Here is a 15,330-nt window from a genome sequence, read left to right as displayed (position 1 = left end):
ATCCCTACCTTTTTTTATTCTCTCTATTCGTACGTTTAGAATGGGCTTTTTTCTCATTACGTTTTAACTTATCTAATTCATAACGGAATTTCTTCTTATAACCCGGCTTCACTTTTTTCTTCCCTTTTAATTTATGTTTTAAATTCTGTTCGATATTATCTTCTTTTTTCTTACGTGATTGGCGCTCAGTTCTATCTTTAATTTCGACTAATTCACCATTTTTAACGTCGCTATGAATGAATGAGAAACCACGTTTCTCAATTTGGTTAATTAAATCTTCTTCATCAGGCGTGTAGATCGTAATTGCAACCCCTGTATAGTTTCCTCGACCTGTTCGCCCTACACGGTGCGTAAAGAAAGCAATATCACGTGGAATATCATAATTGATAACATGACTAACACCATCAATATCAATACCACGACTTGCAAGATCACTCGCAACGACATATTGATATTCAAGATTTTTCACACGTTTCATTTGCTGTGTACGTTCACGTGGCGCAAGACCGCCATGAATCACCCCTACTTTTAAACCCTGTTCTTGTAAATATTCAGCTACTTCATCAGCACGTTCACGACTATTCGCAAAAATAATTGCGAGATAGGGATTAATCGTAGACATTATTTTAGTTAACTGTTCTTTACGATCGTTACTTTTCGTAGGTACAAGATAAAAAGTAATATTTTTATTCGTCTTTGCGTCAGGTTCAATCTCAATAAATTCCGGCTTAGATAAGTATTTATTTAAAAATGGATGCAAAGCTTTAGGTATCGTAGCAGAAAATACTGCGATTTGTGCTTCACGCGATACATTTGCAGCAATCTTATCAACAGACGGCAAGAATCCTAAGTCAATCATTAAGTCGGCTTCATCAATAACGACAGCTCTCGCTAAATGAATATGTAACACATTTTCTTCTGCTAAATCTTTTATTCGATTTGGTGTCCCGATAACAATTTGTGGCTGTACTTTTGATTTTTGAATATCTTTATTCTTATCAGTACCTCCAATATAAAGCCCTGCTTTAATGCCGTCTGTAAATGAAATTAAATGCTCTGCTGCATCATATAATTGCTTTGCAAGCTCTCTTGTAGGTGCAAGAATAATAATTTGAGGATGTTGTACCTCTTTATCAATTTTATTAATTAACGGTAGTAAAAATGCATGCGATTTTCCTGTACCTGTCTGTGATTGTCCAATTAAGTGTGTTTCTTTTTTTAATTTAGGAATAACTCTTCTCTGGATTTCTGTGGGCTGGTTGAAATTTAAATCTTCCACCGCTTCTACTAAATATGGTGCAAGTTCAAATAACTCAAATGGGTGTTTGTCCATCATAATCCTCCTTTTATGTTCATCTCATGTATTATATAGGAAAGAATACGAAAAAGAAAGCAATCATTGTTAAAATTAAAATATTCTAATCATCTTTAAAAGTTTGTTATACTATTTATTAAGCAGATTAATAGGAGGAAAATGCGATGGAAATTATTAAAATAACACCTCGTGGATATTGTTACGGTGTCGTTGATGCCATGGTGATTGCACGTAATGCTTCACTTGATAAAACATTACCACGTCCAATATATATTTTAGGTATGATTGTGCATAATAAACATGTCACTGATGCTTTTGAAAGCGATGGTATCATCACACTCGATGGACCGAACAGATTAGAAATATTAGAGAAAATCAATGAAGGTACCGTTATATTTACTGCTCATGGTGTGAGTCCAGAAGTGAAACGCCGTGCTAAAGAAAAAGGACTTGTATGCATTGATGCAACTTGTCCGGATGTTGAAAATACACATACATTAATTCGAAAGAAAAAAGCAGAAGGTTATCATGTCATCTATATCGGTAAAAAAGGCCATCCGGAACCTGAAGGCGCTGTTGGTGTCGCTCCGGAAATCGTACATCTCGTGGAAAATATCAATGATATCGACAACCTTGATGAAGATTTAAAAAACAATAAACTTATCGTTACAAATCAAACAACAATGAGTCAATGGGATGTAAAACATCTTATGGACGAACTACAAAAAAAATATCCACATATCGAAGTCCATAAAGAAATCTGTTTAGCGACACAAGTGCGCCAGGAAGCAGTTGCAAATCAAGCAGGACAGGCAGACGTATTAATCGTGGTTGGTGACCCAAAAAGTAATAACTCTAACCGTTTAGCACAAGTATCTAAAGAAATCGCTCATACAGAAGCTTACCGTATTTCTGACATTAGCGAATTAAAACTTGAATGGCTTCAGGGTAAGTCAACGATCGCTGTAACTGCCGGGGCTTCAACACCAACACCAATCGTAAAAGAGGTCATCGATTATATTAAATCTTACGACCCATTAAATATTCAGCCAATACCAGAAAAGTCAGGCGTACCAACAGAAAAAATCTTACCTAAAATTAAAAATGCAACACCTGTAAAAATTTTAGATTAATAAAACGATGCTTAAACCTTGTTTTAAGCATCGCTCTTTTTTTATATTACTTTAAATGGATTTGTATCTATTTGTGAAACAACGATATTTATATCTTTGATAAAAGTAGATAAAAGTGCTTTGAGGCCATCTTTCATAACATATTCAGCATAATGTGTGATATCAAGCGCAGCTAGTTCTGCCATTATTAAATCATGTGCTTCATGATATTTAATATCACCTGTAATAAACACATCAACACCTGCTCGCTTAACATCTTTCATGTAATCCATACCTGCCCCGCCAATTATCCCAACTGTATTAATAACTTTATCGTCACCTATCATTTTAATAACATCCAGATTTAATTTTTCTTTGGCAATTTTAGCAAAATCAGATAATAACAAAGGTTCCTTCAATGCTGCTTTTACTCCTGTCCCATATTCAGCCTGGACATCAATTGACCAAATATCAAAAGCAGGTGTTTCATATGGATGATATATTTTTATCGCTTCTAATACATCAGATTCCAAAGATGATTCAAAGACACATTCAATCTTCATTTCTTCTTCCACATGGATTTCACCTTTATTACCGACAAATGGGTTAGCATTTTCTAATGCACGAAATTCGCCTGTTCCTTTTACTGAAAAGAAACAGTGGTCATAATCACCAATTTGTCCAGCACCAACTTCTGCCAACGCTGATTTAAATTGTTCAGCATATGCTAACGGGACAAAAATCTGTAACTTTTGTATCGATCTTTGTTCAGGTAATAATATTTCTATATCTTTTAATGCCAGACGCTCAGCAATCATTGCACTAACACCTTTAGGATGGGCATCTAAATTTGTGTGTAGGGCGATCAACTGTATGTCGTTCTTTATTAAGCTTCTCATTACTTCTCCATAGCCAGAATGTACAATTGATTTTACACCACTAAAAATCAGTGGATGATGGCAAATTATTGTATTTATATTTTTTTCTTTAGCTTCCTGTACAACGTCTAACGTACAATCAAGCGCTGTTAAAATACCTGTAATTACAGCTTCTTCATCTCCAATTAGAAGACCTACATTATCCCACTCTTCTGCAGTTTGCAGTGGTATCTCCTGATTGATTTGTTTTAACAACTCTTTAATCAACATAACCTAACACCTCTTTTAATAATGAGATTTCTTCTTTTAGCTGTTCATGTTTTTGTGCATGAACAGGATCGTGTTCTATCGCTGATAATACTTTTATTAAATGCTGATATTCTCTATTCCATTTTTCGATAAACACTTCATTTTTATTTTGTAAAAGAATTGGGCCGAACTTCAGTGCTTTTTGTGTATATTCCACTTTTTCAGTCGCATATTCAGCAACGATAATTTCGTAGGTATGCTTTTTTTCCTTCATTATCTCTTCAGCGATAATTTCATAGCCAAGTGAAACAAGTGCACGACGAACTGCTTCTGTATGAATATTACTTTGCAGTACTAGACGAGGATGATTACTTAATTTATCTTTACCGGTAGTAATAATGTCTGCGATAAGTGGTCCACCCATACCACAAATAGTAATTACATCAACTTCACCCGGTTTAATGACTTCTAATCCATTACCAAGTCGTACGTCAATAGAAGATGATGCATTGTACTTTTTAACATTCTGAACTGCAGCTTCAAACGGTCCAGCAACCACTTCACCAGCTATCGCAGATCTAATCAGATTATTTTCTAATGCATATAAAGGTAAATAAGCATGATCGGACCCAATATCAGCTAAACGTTCATGCTGTATATATCGAGCTACTGTCTTTAATCTATTATTTAATGGTATCATTATATATCCTTTCAAAAAAAAACCTTTTGCACTTGGCAAAAGATTTTAATTTTTATTATTTTGCTTCTTTTAAGTACTTAACTAATGTATCTAAGTCTTTATCAGAAATTTGTGAAGCGTCGTGTGCTGGCATCGCACCTTTACCTTCACGGATAATCTTCTTAGCATTTTCAGTGTCAGAAATACCTGCTAATTTAGGTCCCATACCACCTTCTAAGTTTTGACCGTGACAAGATGTACAATTGTCTTTAGCGAAAGTTTTAGCATCAAACTTTTGCTCAGTTTTAGCTCCACCTTCACCCTCTTCTTCAGCTTTGTTAGCACCATGTGCTGACATAAAGAAGATTAAGCCTACGCCCATAAGCATAATAAGTAAAAACGGAATTACTGGATTACGATTCATTCAATTTACCTCCCTTTAATTTCACCATATACATATCTATTTTATATTAAAAACAGTGATTGTCAAAGACTTTTCACAATTTAAATTGAAATTTTAATCCATAAAATCTTTAAGACGTTTACTTCTAGAAGGATGACGTAATTTACGTAAAGCTTTTGCTTCTATTTGGCGTATACGTTCTCTCGTTACACCGAACACTTTTCCTACTTCTTCAAGCGTACGGGTACGTCCATCATCTAAACCAAATCGTAATCTTAAAACATTTTCTTCACGATCTGTTAATGTATCTAATACATCTTCCAATTGTTCTTTTAATAACTCATATGCAGCATGATCTGCTGGACTTTGTGCGTCCTGATCTTCAATAAAGTCACCTAAATGACTGTCATCTTCTTCACCGATCGGTGTTTCAAGTGAAACTGGCTCTTGCGCTATCTTTAAGATTTCACGGACTTTTTCAGGTGGTAAATCCATTTCTTCTCCGATTTCTTCTGGCGAAGGATCACGTCCTAAATCCTGAAGTAATTGACGTTGTACACGTATTAACTTGTTTATCGTTTCTACCATATGCACTGGTATACGAATTGTTCTTGCCTGGTCAGCTATCGCACGCGTGATTGCTTGACGAATCCACCATGTAGCGTAAGTTGAGAATTTAAATCCTTTCGTAAAATCAAACTTTTCTACAGCTTTAATAAGACCCATGTTACCTTCCTGTATTAGATCAAGGAATAACATACCACGTCCTACATAACGTTTTGCAATACTTACAACAAGACGTAAGTTTGCTTCTGCAAGTCGTGCTTTCGCTTCTTCATCTCCCTGCTCAATACGTTTAGCAAGTTCAATTTCTTCTTCAGCACTTAATAAATTAACGCGTCCAATTTCTTTTAAATACATACGAACAGGATCGTTAATTTTAACACCTGGAGGCGCAGATAAATCATTAAGATTGATTTTATCATCAGTATCATTCGCATCTTTCTCATTCATTAAAGTGATGTCATTTTCGGCAATCGCTTCAAAAAATTCATCCATCTGATCTGAATCCATCTCAAAATTTTGTAATTTATCAGCGATTTCTTCATGACTTAAATGTCCATTTTTCTTACCTGTCTCAAGTAATTGTGCTTTTACTTGTTCTAAAGTTAATAATTCTGCGATTTTTGTTGTCGTATCGGATTTCTTTGCAGCCATAATAAAACCTCCCAGTATGTCTAGTGCTTTTTCGTTCTTTGATATTGAATGATTTCTCTTACAATGTTATCGCGTGTTTCCATATCACCTATAGCAATGGCATCTTTTAACGCTTGTTTCAGCTGATTCAAATGTGTTAATTCATGCTGCTCTTCATTAAAGACATATACATAATCATTTATTTCATCTGTAGTAGGTTCGGAATTAACCAACATGCTGTCAATTGAAAAACATACCTCATGAATATCGTGAGGAATATGTGTGATGAATTGACTGAGATTAAATTGGTCTTCATTATCGTAATACCCTATTAAAGCCTCATAAATCACTCTATGGTATGCATTTGAGAAATGATGTGCAGGCAGCGAATCTTTATATTCTGTGAATAAATATTTATCTGTCATAAAATGTTTTAGTACAACCCGTTCAGCAGTCTCAATTTTGTTTAATGTTTCTTGTTTGATACCAACATTAATCTGATTAAACGGACGCTTCTTCTGATTTTTTTGTACTTGATATTTTAGACTGTCAAAATCTACTTTAAACAAATCACTTGCTTCATGCAATACTTTTTTCTGTAATACATCAGAATTCATAAGTTTAGCATCTTGAATAATATTATTCAAATGTTTTTCATAAGCTAAATCATTATTCTTTATTTCATTCTGATAATATTGCATATAAAAGCTCAAATAATTAATTTTATGCGTTTGAAAATATTCTAAGAACTGATTTTTCCCTAAATCTCTAATCATCTCATCCGGATCTTTTCCTTTGTGAATCGGTACTACAAACACATTTAATCCTTCTGAAAGTAATGTTTTACCTGATTTTAGTGTCGCTTCAATACCAGCTCTATCTCCATCAAACATTAAAGTTATATTTTGTGCGAGTTTTTTCAGTGATATTACATGCTCTCTACTTAATGCTGTACCCATTGTTGCTACCGCATTATGAATACCTACTTCACCAAGCTTTAATACATCCATAAAACCTTCAAGTAAAATAACTTCATCTGTTTCCCGAATTGGTTTACGTGCAACATCAATATGATAAAGGATATTTCTTTTTTGAAATATTGGTGTTTCAGGACTATTTAAATATTTAGGTTCACTTCCATCAAAACTTCGAGCAGAGAATCCAACTGTATCTCCACGTGCATTTCGTATAGGAAACATAATACGATTACGAAAACGGTCAAAATAACTGAAATTTTCCTCATTTCTGCTTAAAAGACCCGCTTCATATGCAAGTGATTCATCATATCCTCGTTTTTTTAAAAAATCTAATGCAAAATGACTTACATTCGGACTGAAACCAATTTTTTCTTTGGCAATCAAATCATCATCTATACCACGTTTTTGAAGATATTCTAAAGCTGGTTCAGCCTCTTCAATCGCTTTTAATACATAGTGATAATAATCATTTAATAAGTTATGCATTTCAACCATTTTTGTATGGTCATTTTCAACTGTTGGACTATCACTTTGGGCATCAATCTTGATATCAACATTTTCACCTAATATTTTAACAGCTTCAATAAACGATACATTTTCAATTTGTTCGATAAATTGAAAAACATTTCCACCCTTTTTACATCCGAAACAATGACAAATCTGTTTTTCAACAGAAACTGAAAATGATGGCGTTTTTTCATCATGAAAGGGACATAAACCGATATAGTTACGTCCCCTTTTTTCTAATTTTACATATTGACTTACAACATCTAAAATATCATTTTTTTCCCGTATTTCATTAATTATTTTTGGATCGATTTGCAAACTTCCACCTCATCATACCCATATTAATTTCTAGTAATTATTTTAATGATTTCATTCGCTGTCTCTTCAATTGCTTTATTCGAAACATCAATAACTTCACAATTAATTCTTGAGACAATCTCTTCAAAGTATTTTAATTCTTCTAAAATACGTTGATCTTTCGCATAATTTGCGTCATTTTTCAGTCCAAGTTGAGCTAAACGTTCAATTCGGATTTTATTCAATTTTTCAGGATCAATTTTTAATGCGATACATTTTTTAGGATCGATTTCAAATAACTGATCAGGCGGATCAACTTCCGGCACTAATGGTACATTCATTACTTTAAATCTTTTATGAGCCAAATACTGACTTAAAGGTGTCTTTGAAGTACGCGAAACACCGATCAAGACGATATCAGCTTTTGAAAGTCCGCGCGGATCTCGACCGTCATCATATTTTACAGCGAATTCAATCGCTTCTATCTTCTTAAAGTAATCTTCATCTAGTTTATGTACCATACCAGGCTCATTTAACGGTTTTTCTTCAAGCGTTTCTTCTAATAATCCCATTAATGGACCCATTAAATCTACGCTTTTAATATTGTGTTTCGCTAATTCAGACTGCATATACGCTCTGACATTCGGTTTAACTAAAGTGTATACAACGATAGATTTCTGTTCTTTAGCCAGGCTGATGACTTCATTTATATTTTCATGTGTTTCAATATATGGCAGACGAATTGTATCTACAACGTTATTTAACATATTAAACTGAGAAAAACATGCTTTTGTAACGAGTTCTGCTGTTTCACCAACTGAATCTGATGCAATAATTAATCTCATTTCATTCATAAAATAAATTCTCCTTATTCATCTTCGATTAGAGAAACAAATGCTCTCGTTATAGTAGTTTTGCTAATACGACCAGTAACTTCGTAATGTCCATCTTTTTCAACAACAACTGGAATTGAATCAATCTGTTTATCAATAATTTGTTTTGCAGCATAAAATAATAAGTCATCTTTATAACAAACAGAGACATTTGGGACACGCGTCATATAAACATGAATCGGTGTCGTATGAATTTCTTGCCCCCCCATCGAAGCACGGAGTAAATCCTTTCTGGAACATACACCGACAAGATGATTGTCTTTATTTGTTACAAACAAAGTTCCTACGTCATCCAGAAACATCGCACAGATAGCTTCATATGTACTTGAATCTTCATGAATAACGATTGGTACCGACTGGAAATCTTTCACCCGAAACTTCTTAATCGATTCTGAAAGTAGCTGAGTACTGGACTTTCCTGTATAGAAGTAACCAACACGAGGCCGTGCATCTAAATATCCAGCCATCGTTAAGATTGCAAGATCAGGACGTAAAGTAGCACGCGTTAGATTTAATTTCTCAGCAATCTTCTCACCTGTGATGGGGCCATTTTTTTTTACAATTTGTAAAATCTTTTCTTGTCTTTTATTTAACTCTATGACAATCACCCCAATAGTAGACATAGTTTATTTATTATATTATACCTACTCATAAATAAATTTACAAATGTATCGCTTAACAATTGAGCTCAATTAAATTTCATGTTATATTTTAATTAAGCGAGTTAAGGATGGTGAAAGCTTAACAATAAATTGGCGTACATTTACATTGTTAATAATTAAAAGCGAGTAAACACTAATTTGGGTGGAACCGCGGGTATATATACTCGTCCCAAGGCAATCAATTTGCCTTGGGACTTTTTGTTTACTCAAAAATAAATGGAGGATATCAACATGACTGAAAACAAAATGGAAACAATCGTTAATCTTGCAAAACATCGTGGATTTGTATTTCCTGGCAGTGAAATTTACGGAGGGTTAGCAAACACATGGGATTACGGTCCTCTAGGTGTAGAACTAAAAAATAATGTGAAACGTGCATGGTGGCAAAAATTTGTTCAGCAATCACCTTATAATGTTGGATTAGATGCAGCAATCTTAATGAATCCAAAAACATGGGAAGCAAGTGGACACTTATCAAACTTCAATGATCCTATGATTGATAATAAAGACTCAAAAATTCGTTATCGTGCGGATAAATTAATTGAAGACTACATGCATGCTCAAGGTGATGAACACTTTATTGCTGATGGTATGAGCTTTGACGAAATGAAGCAGTTTATCGACGAAAAAGGTATTGTTTGTCCTGAATCAGGTACTGCAAACTGGACCGAAATTCGTCAGTTTAACTTAATGTTTAAAACATTCCAGGGCGTTACTGAATCTTCTACTAATGAAATCTTCTTACGTCCCGAAACAGCACAAGGTATATTCGTGAACTATAAGAACGTGCAACGTTCTATGCGTAAGAAATTACCGTTCGGTATCGCTCAAATCGGTAAATCATTCCGAAATGAGATTACACCAGGAAACTTTATTTTCCGTACACGTGAGTTTGAACAAATGGAATTAGAATTCTTCTGTAAGCCTGGTACTGAAATAGAATGGCAGACATACTGGAAAGAATTTTCTGCTAAATGGTTAAAAGATCTTGGCATTAAAGAAGAAAATACTAAGCTACGCGACCATGACGAAGATGAGTTATCTCACTACTCAAATGCAACAACGGATATCGAATATAAATTCCCATTTGGTTGGGGAGAATTATGGGGAATCGCAAGCCGTACTGATTTTGACTTAACAGCTCATATGAATGCATCAAATGATGACTTCAAATATCACGATCAGGAAACAGGTGAAAAATACGTACCTTATGTTATTGAACCATCATTAGGTGCTGACCGTGTAACATTAGCATTCTTATGTGATGCATATGATGAAGAAGTTTTAGAAGGTGATGACAAACGTACAGTATTACGTTTCCACCCTGCATTAGCGCCTTATAAGGCAGCAATCCTTCCATTAAGTAAGAAATTGTCTGCTGATGCAATGAAAGTTTACGAAGAATTAAGCGCATACTTTGCGATTGACTTTGATGAAAGTCAATCAATCGGTAAACGTTATAGACGTCAAGATGAAATCGGTACACCATTCTGTATTACATTTGACTTCGATTCATTAGAGGATAATCAAGTAACAGTACGTGATCGTGACACAATGGAACAAGTACGTATGCCAATCAGTGAAGTAAAATCATTCTTAGAAGAAAAAATTAAATTCTAAAATAAATTTTAAAAGAGGGTGAGACATAAGTCTTAGCCCTCTTCTGTTTAACAGCTTAAACGGCGGCACAGCAGTTGCCACTACGACAAAAACCGAACAAAAACTATAAATCAAAGAGCGATTTATTAGTTTTGTTCGGTTTTTGCTTGTGGCAGAACACTTCTGTCCCAGCCTCTTTTTATTGTTGATTCATCTGATTTAACTGTTCAATAATTTTGCGAGATTTCAAATAGACGCCTACAAATTCATCATACATTTTAAAGACAAGTGATTCCATCTCTCGAACAACTTCGTCACTAATCTTCATTCCACTTACTTTATCCAGAGGTACTTCATCGAGTAAATAGAGCATGTACAATGCTTTATTTGAGATACGGATAGCATGAGGGTCATCTATTTCTCCAAACTTTGTCACGACACTGTTATATTTAAAAGAATATGCGACAAAATCTTTATGGTCCATCGCACCGTCATGGACACTATATTTAAAGTTGGGTTCATACCCATAAAGCGCCATCATCTTAAGTGAAACAAATAATGCAATTAATGCTTCATCATCACCCTGTGAAATCCTATCCAGGCCAAATTTCAATAACTGAAAAACCAGTTTATTTGACGTATCATCATCGAGACCTCTATCAATCAATTCAACAATATATTGCGCATATGTTAACTTCATTATGTCACTACGAATCGGATAATGACTTTCTATTGTATCTACAGAACTTAATGTTCCCATTCCTTTAAATTGTGAAAATATAAATAGATTTTCATAGAACAAATCTAAACCTGCACCAAACTTTGTTGATTTACGCGCATTTCTAGCCATCACTGCTACTTTTATACCAGCTTCATTTAAAAAAGTGATAATCAAATGATTATCACCATATTCAACTCTCTTGATAACAATACCAACAGACTTTTTAAGCATTAATATTCATCTTCTCTGTAACCGATTTGACGAATAAAGTTCGGTTTATTACGCCAATCTTTTTGTACTTTCACCCAAAGTTCCAGATAGACTTTTGAGCCTAGTAACATTTCGATATCTTTTCGTGCATTTTGACCGATTTGTTTTAACATCGAACCCTTCTTACCGATAATAATCCCTTTTTGAGAATCACGTTCTATATATATAGTCGCCTCAATATCTACCTGATCTTCTGAAACACGTGTCATCTTTTCAACCTGAACACCAATCGCATGCGGGATTTCCTGGCTTGTTAAATGCAGGGCCTTTTCACGAATTAATTCTGCTACGATAAATTCTTCTGGATGATCTGAAATTGTATCTTTCGGATAATACATCGGGCCTTCCGGCATATAACCTTCAATCACTTCCACTAATCGATCAACGTTATTTCCTTGTAGTGCTGAAATTGGCACTACTTCAGCGAACGGTAACAAGTCCTTATATTTTTCAATTTCTTTAATCAATTGATCCGGATGAACCTTGTCAATCTTATTTAAGACTAAGAAAATCGGTGTTTTGTTTGATTTTAATAGCTCAATGATAAATTCATCGCCACGTCCTAAACTTTCTTCCACATTCACCATAAATAATATTGCATCAACTTCTCGTAATGTATTTTTAGCAATCTTCATCATATAATCGCCTAATACATGTTTCGGTTTATGAATACCTGGCGTATCGATAAATATGATTTGAGATTGTTCTGTTGTTAGTACGCCTTGCACTTTGTTTCTTGTGGTCTGTGCTTTATCTGACATAATCGCAACTTTTTGTCCAAGCACTTTGTTCATAAAAGTTGATTTTCCGACATTGGGTCTACCAATTATCGCTACAAATCCTGATTTAAAATTATTTGACATCTTCTAAGTCCCTTCCTGAAAACCCTAACGGTAATAAATCATCTACAGTACGTTTGATTACATCACCTTTAATGTTTGTTAAGTATACTGGCATTTCATCATTGCATAGTTCTTTGATTACTTGTCTGCATGAGCCACAAGGAGATGATGGTGTAGGCGTATCGGTCGTCACAACTAACGCTTCAAAGTCCCCTGGTTTATATCCTTGTGCAATTGCTGAGACAAGTGCAGTACGTTCTGCACAGATACAATCACCATATGCTGCATTCTCAACATTGCAGCCATCAAATGTCGTACCATCTTTAGCGATTAAAAATGCACCCACTTTAAAATTTGAATACGGTGTATATGCTTTTTCTCGTGCCGTCTTAACACCATCTAGCCATTCATTTTTAAGATCCATAATATCCCTCCTAAAATAATTCGATTATATAAGGCATGAAAATAATAATTCCGATTATCGCACTCATGATTGATGATAATAAAACTGCAAAAGCTGCTGTATCTTTAGCATGCTTGGCGAGTTCATGATAATCTTCAGTAACAAGGTCAACGACATATTCTACTGATGTATTTATAACCTCCATAAATAAGACAGAAAAAATTGCAATTATCACAAACATCCATTCTACTTTTGTAATTTGAAAATAAAATGAAAAGATAATTACCATTACTGCAGCAATTAAATGAATCACAAAATTAACATCTTTTTTTAAGAGTGTTATGAAACCTTGTATCGGATATAAAAATCGTTTCATCATCATTCTCTCGTTAAGCCGTAAGCATTTAATATTTCATCCTGACGTCCAAACATTTTTTTCTCATCTGCTTCGTTCATATGATCATAGCCTAAAAGATGTAATAGTCCATGAACTGATAGGAATCCTAATTCACGTTCAAAAGAATGACCATATTCTTCTGCCTGCTCTTCGGCGCGTTTAACACAAATAATAATGTCACCTAAAACACGTGGTGCATCCGGCATTTCAAAATCTTCATCTTCCCCTTCTTCTAAGGCAAAGCTTATGACATCTGTAACACTATCCTTATCACGATATGCTTTATTGATACTTTGAATCTCATCTTCATCGACAAAAGATACAGCAACTTCAGCTTCTTCATGGATTCCCTCTTGATCTGCAGCAAATTGCAATAACTTTTCAATTTCTGTTAAATGATCTACAGCTATCATTTCATTATCATCTATAAAATCAACTGTTAACATTATTCATCACCTTCATATGCATTAATAATCTTCCCAACTAATGGATGTCTCACAACATCGGCAGCATCAAAATGATGCACTTCAATACCACTCACTTTACCAAGTCTCTGAACAGCTTCCACTAAGCCACTCTTTACACCTTTTGGTAAATCGATCTGTGTTTCATCGCCTGTTATAACCATCTTTGAACCAAATCCTAAGCGTGTTAGAAACATTTTCATCTGCGCATGCGTAGTATTCTGTGCTTCATCTAAGATAACAAAAGCATCTTCTAAAGTTCTACCACGCATATATGCCAGCGGTGCAATTTCGATCACACCACGTTCCATTAAACGTGCTGTATGTTCAGCACCTAATACAAAGTGTAATCCATCGTACAATGGTCTTAAATATGGATCAACTTTTTCTTTTAAATCTCCAGGCAGAAATCCTAATGATTCACCTGCTTCTACTGCAGGACGCGTTAGAACGATGCGCTTCACTTTACCATTTCTTAACGCTTGGGCAGCCATAACAACAGCTAAAAACGTCTTACCTGTACCTGCCGGACCTATGCCAAAGACGAGATCATTATGTTTGATATGACGAATATACAGTCTTTGTCCCATCGTCTTAGCTCGAATCGGTTTACCAAAAGCATCTTTCGTGATTTCTTCATCATATAGATCACTTAAATACTGCAAGGTGCCATTTGTTGCCATCTGTACAGCAGACTGAACGTCACGTAAAGAAATGGAAGTGCCTTTACGGATAACAGATAAAAGACTTTTCACTACGCTTTCAGCAACGACTACTTTCTCATCTTCACCATATATCGTTAATTCCTGACCTCTAGTATGAATCTCAACATCAAATGATTCTTCTAAAAACTTCAGGTGTTCATCTTGGTTACCAAGCAATGCTTGAGCTTCATTGATATTATCGAAGCGGATAATTTGAGACATTCAAAAACTCCTTTAATTATTGTTAATTTAACTTTATCAAACTCATGAATAACAAACAATTAATTATTACTGGACAGTTTCTTCAACGACAGGCTGCATAACCTGTTTTGTTAATTTTTTCATATTTTGTACATGAATATTCGGATTAATAGTTAACAGATGTTGTATAAAACGTTCTGCATCGACGGGTTTTACAACAATCTTTTTATTTTTTCTAACAATTTCGATATACGTTATATTTTTAACACGCACAATATTTAATAAATCAATATTCAATATATTTATCTGAGTTGATTCTAATCCTTTTTTTATCACTAAATAATTCGTTTGAATTACATAATATTCATGTAAGAGGATATAGATTAATATTATTCCGATTACAATTGAAGCAATCCCACTCGTCAAGAAATTCATAATACACGCTAAAATGATTAAAATGCTAACGATAAAAACCATTACTTTCTGGAAATTGTTGATGCGACTTTTATAGATCATAATATCACCCTCTTTTATTTTATCAAAAATTTCAAAAAAATAAC

Annotated in this window: 17 protein-coding genes; 2 read left to right on the top strand and 15 right to left on the bottom strand. The window is 34.4% G+C overall.

Going from position 1 to position 15,330, the window contains the following annotated elements; translation table 11 throughout:
* Positions 1-4: 4 nt before the first annotated feature.
* The gene (locus BFS35_RS01630) at positions 5-1,333 is read right to left on the bottom strand and encodes a DEAD/DEAH box helicase (RefSeq protein WP_099578475.1); all 1,329 of its coding nucleotides are present in this window, start codon (positions 1,331-1,333) and stop codon (positions 5-7) included.
* Between the two features lie 146 nt (positions 1,334-1,479).
* Here BFS35_RS01630 and BFS35_RS01625 point away from each other — a divergent pair, with 146 nt between their 5' ends.
* Positions 1,480-2,448: a 4-hydroxy-3-methylbut-2-enyl diphosphate reductase gene (locus BFS35_RS01625; protein WP_099578477.1), complete on the top strand. Its 969-nt coding sequence runs from the start codon at positions 1,480-1,482 to the stop codon at positions 2,446-2,448.
* A 41-nt stretch (positions 2,449-2,489) separates the two neighbouring features.
* Here the strand turns inward: BFS35_RS01625 and BFS35_RS01620 are convergent, their stop codons facing one another.
* The 7 genes from BFS35_RS01620 to BFS35_RS01590 form a co-directional block, all read right to left on the bottom strand.
* Complete coding sequence (locus BFS35_RS01620; protein WP_099578479.1) at positions 2,490-3,575, bottom strand: Nif3-like dinuclear metal center hexameric protein; 1,086 nt, start codon at positions 3,573-3,575, stop codon at positions 2,490-2,492.
* Entirely contained in the window at positions 3,565-4,254 is a 690-nt protein-coding gene (locus BFS35_RS01615; RefSeq protein ID WP_099578481.1) for a tRNA (adenine(22)-N(1))-methyltransferase, read from the bottom strand. The genes BFS35_RS01620 and BFS35_RS01615 overlap by 11 nt, the downstream gene beginning before the upstream one ends.
* Positions 4,255-4,309: 55 nt before the next feature.
* A complete protein-coding gene (locus BFS35_RS01610) occupies positions 4,310-4,657 on the bottom strand; it encodes a c-type cytochrome (protein WP_099578483.1) in 348 nt (115 codons plus the stop codon).
* A 93-nt stretch (positions 4,658-4,750) separates the two neighbouring features.
* Positions 4,751-5,854 (bottom strand): RNA polymerase sigma factor RpoD, encoded by a 1,104-nt coding sequence (rpoD, locus tag BFS35_RS01605; RefSeq protein ID WP_099578485.1) that lies wholly within the window; start codon positions 5,852-5,854, stop codon positions 4,751-4,753.
* 20 nt (positions 5,855-5,874) lie between these two features.
* Positions 5,875-7,635 carry a DNA primase gene (dnaG, locus tag BFS35_RS01600; protein ID WP_099578486.1) on the bottom strand — a complete coding sequence of 587 codons (1,761 nt, stop codon included), beginning with the start codon at positions 7,633-7,635 and terminating at the stop codon, positions 5,875-5,877.
* A 23-nt stretch (positions 7,636-7,658) separates the two neighbouring features.
* The gene (locus BFS35_RS01595) at positions 7,659-8,468 is read right to left on the bottom strand and encodes a pyruvate, water dikinase regulatory protein (RefSeq protein WP_099578488.1); all 810 of its coding nucleotides are present in this window, start codon (positions 8,466-8,468) and stop codon (positions 7,659-7,661) included.
* Between the two features lie 14 nt (positions 8,469-8,482).
* Positions 8,483-9,130, bottom strand: a complete 648-nt coding sequence (locus BFS35_RS01590; RefSeq protein WP_275068210.1) for a helix-turn-helix transcriptional regulator — start codon at positions 9,128-9,130, stop codon at positions 8,483-8,485.
* 270 nt (positions 9,131-9,400) lie between these two features.
* Here BFS35_RS01590 and BFS35_RS01585 point away from each other — a divergent pair, with 270 nt between their 5' ends.
* Positions 9,401-10,789: a glycine--tRNA ligase gene (locus BFS35_RS01585; protein WP_099578490.1), complete on the top strand. Its 1,389-nt coding sequence runs from the start codon at positions 9,401-9,403 to the stop codon at positions 10,787-10,789.
* A gap of 178 nt (positions 10,790-10,967) precedes the next feature.
* On the opposite strand, the gene recO is transcribed toward BFS35_RS01585, so the two are convergent.
* The 7 genes from recO to BFS35_RS01550 all read right to left on the bottom strand — a co-directional run bounded on the left by recO (position 10,968) and on the right by BFS35_RS01550 (position 15,286).
* Positions 10,968-11,720, bottom strand: a complete 753-nt coding sequence (gene recO, locus BFS35_RS01580) for a DNA repair protein RecO (RefSeq protein ID WP_099578492.1) — start codon at positions 11,718-11,720, stop codon at positions 10,968-10,970.
* The gene (gene era / locus BFS35_RS01575; RefSeq protein ID WP_099578494.1) at positions 11,720-12,622 is read right to left on the bottom strand and encodes a GTPase Era; all 903 of its coding nucleotides are present in this window, start codon (positions 12,620-12,622) and stop codon (positions 11,720-11,722) included. Before era ends, recO begins: the two co-directional genes overlap by 1 nt.
* Positions 12,612-13,025 (bottom strand): cytidine deaminase, encoded by a 414-nt coding sequence (gene cdd / locus BFS35_RS01570; protein WP_099578496.1) that lies wholly within the window; start codon positions 13,023-13,025, stop codon positions 12,612-12,614. Before cdd ends, era begins: the two co-directional genes overlap by 11 nt.
* 10 nt (positions 13,026-13,035) lie before the next feature.
* Entirely contained in the window at positions 13,036-13,380 is a 345-nt protein-coding gene (locus BFS35_RS01565) for a diacylglycerol kinase family protein (protein ID WP_099578621.1), read from the bottom strand.
* A 2-nt stretch (positions 13,381-13,382) separates the two neighbouring features.
* Positions 13,383-13,847: an rRNA maturation RNase YbeY gene (gene ybeY, locus BFS35_RS01560; RefSeq protein WP_099578497.1), complete on the bottom strand. Its 465-nt coding sequence runs from the start codon at positions 13,845-13,847 to the stop codon at positions 13,383-13,385.
* The gene (locus BFS35_RS01555) at positions 13,847-14,791 is read right to left on the bottom strand and encodes a PhoH family protein (protein WP_099578499.1); all 945 of its coding nucleotides are present in this window, start codon (positions 14,789-14,791) and stop codon (positions 13,847-13,849) included. Before BFS35_RS01555 ends, ybeY begins: the two co-directional genes overlap by 1 nt.
* A 66-nt stretch (positions 14,792-14,857) precedes the next feature.
* Positions 14,858-15,286: a hypothetical protein gene (locus tag BFS35_RS01550; protein ID WP_099578500.1), complete on the bottom strand. Its 429-nt coding sequence runs from the start codon at positions 15,284-15,286 to the stop codon at positions 14,858-14,860.
* Positions 15,287-15,330: the final 44 nt, after the last annotated feature.

Source organism: Macrococcoides goetzii (assembly GCF_002742385.2).
In the GTDB taxonomy this organism is placed as follows: Bacteria; Bacillota; Bacilli; order Staphylococcales; family Staphylococcaceae; genus Macrococcoides; species Macrococcoides goetzii.
Note: the sequence above shows the minus strand (reverse complement) of the source record. Positions and strands in the feature narration are given on the sequence as shown.

Coding starts and splice junctions, on each gene's coding strand:
- BFS35_RS01630 (WP_099578475.1), bottom strand. CDS start 1,333: ATGGACAAACACCCATTTGAGTTATTTGAACTTGCACCATATTTAGTA.
- BFS35_RS01625 (WP_099578477.1), top strand. CDS start 1,480: ATGGAAATTATTAAAATAACACCTCGTGGATATTGTTACGGTGTCGTT.
- BFS35_RS01620 (WP_099578479.1), bottom strand. CDS start 3,575: ATGTTGATTAAAGAGTTGTTAAAACAAATCAATCAGGAGATACCACTG.
- BFS35_RS01615 (WP_099578481.1), bottom strand. CDS start 4,254: ATGATACCATTAAATAATAGATTAAAGACAGTAGCTCGATATATACAG.
- BFS35_RS01610 (WP_099578483.1), bottom strand. CDS start 4,657: ATGAATCGTAATCCAGTAATTCCGTTTTTACTTATTATGCTTATGGGC.
- rpoD (WP_099578485.1), bottom strand. CDS start 5,854: ATGGCTGCAAAGAAATCCGATACGACAACAAAAATCGCAGAATTATTA.
- BFS35_RS01595 (WP_099578488.1), bottom strand. CDS start 8,468: ATGAATGAAATGAGATTAATTATTGCATCAGATTCAGTTGGTGAAACA.
- BFS35_RS01590 (WP_275068210.1), bottom strand. CDS start 9,130: ATGTCTACTATTGGGGTGATTGTCATAGAGTTAAATAAAAGACAAGAA.
- BFS35_RS01585 (WP_099578490.1), top strand. CDS start 9,401: ATGACTGAAAACAAAATGGAAACAATCGTTAATCTTGCAAAACATCGT.
- recO (WP_099578492.1), bottom strand. CDS start 11,720: ATGCTTAAAAAGTCTGTTGGTATTGTTATCAAGAGAGTTGAATATGGT.
- era (WP_099578494.1), bottom strand. CDS start 12,622: ATGTCAAATAATTTTAAATCAGGATTTGTAGCGATAATTGGTAGACCC.
- cdd (WP_099578496.1), bottom strand. CDS start 13,025: ATGGATCTTAAAAATGAATGGCTAGATGGTGTTAAGACGGCACGAGAA.
- BFS35_RS01565 (WP_099578621.1), bottom strand. CDS start 13,380: ATGAAACGATTTTTATATCCGATACAAGGTTTCATAACACTCTTAAAA.
- ybeY (WP_099578497.1), bottom strand. CDS start 13,847: ATGTTAACAGTTGATTTTATAGATGATAATGAAATGATAGCTGTAGAT.
- BFS35_RS01555 (WP_099578499.1), bottom strand. CDS start 14,791: ATGTCTCAAATTATCCGCTTCGATAATATCAATGAAGCTCAAGCATTG.
- BFS35_RS01550 (WP_099578500.1), bottom strand. CDS start 15,286: ATGATCTATAAAAGTCGCATCAACAATTTCCAGAAAGTAATGGTTTTT.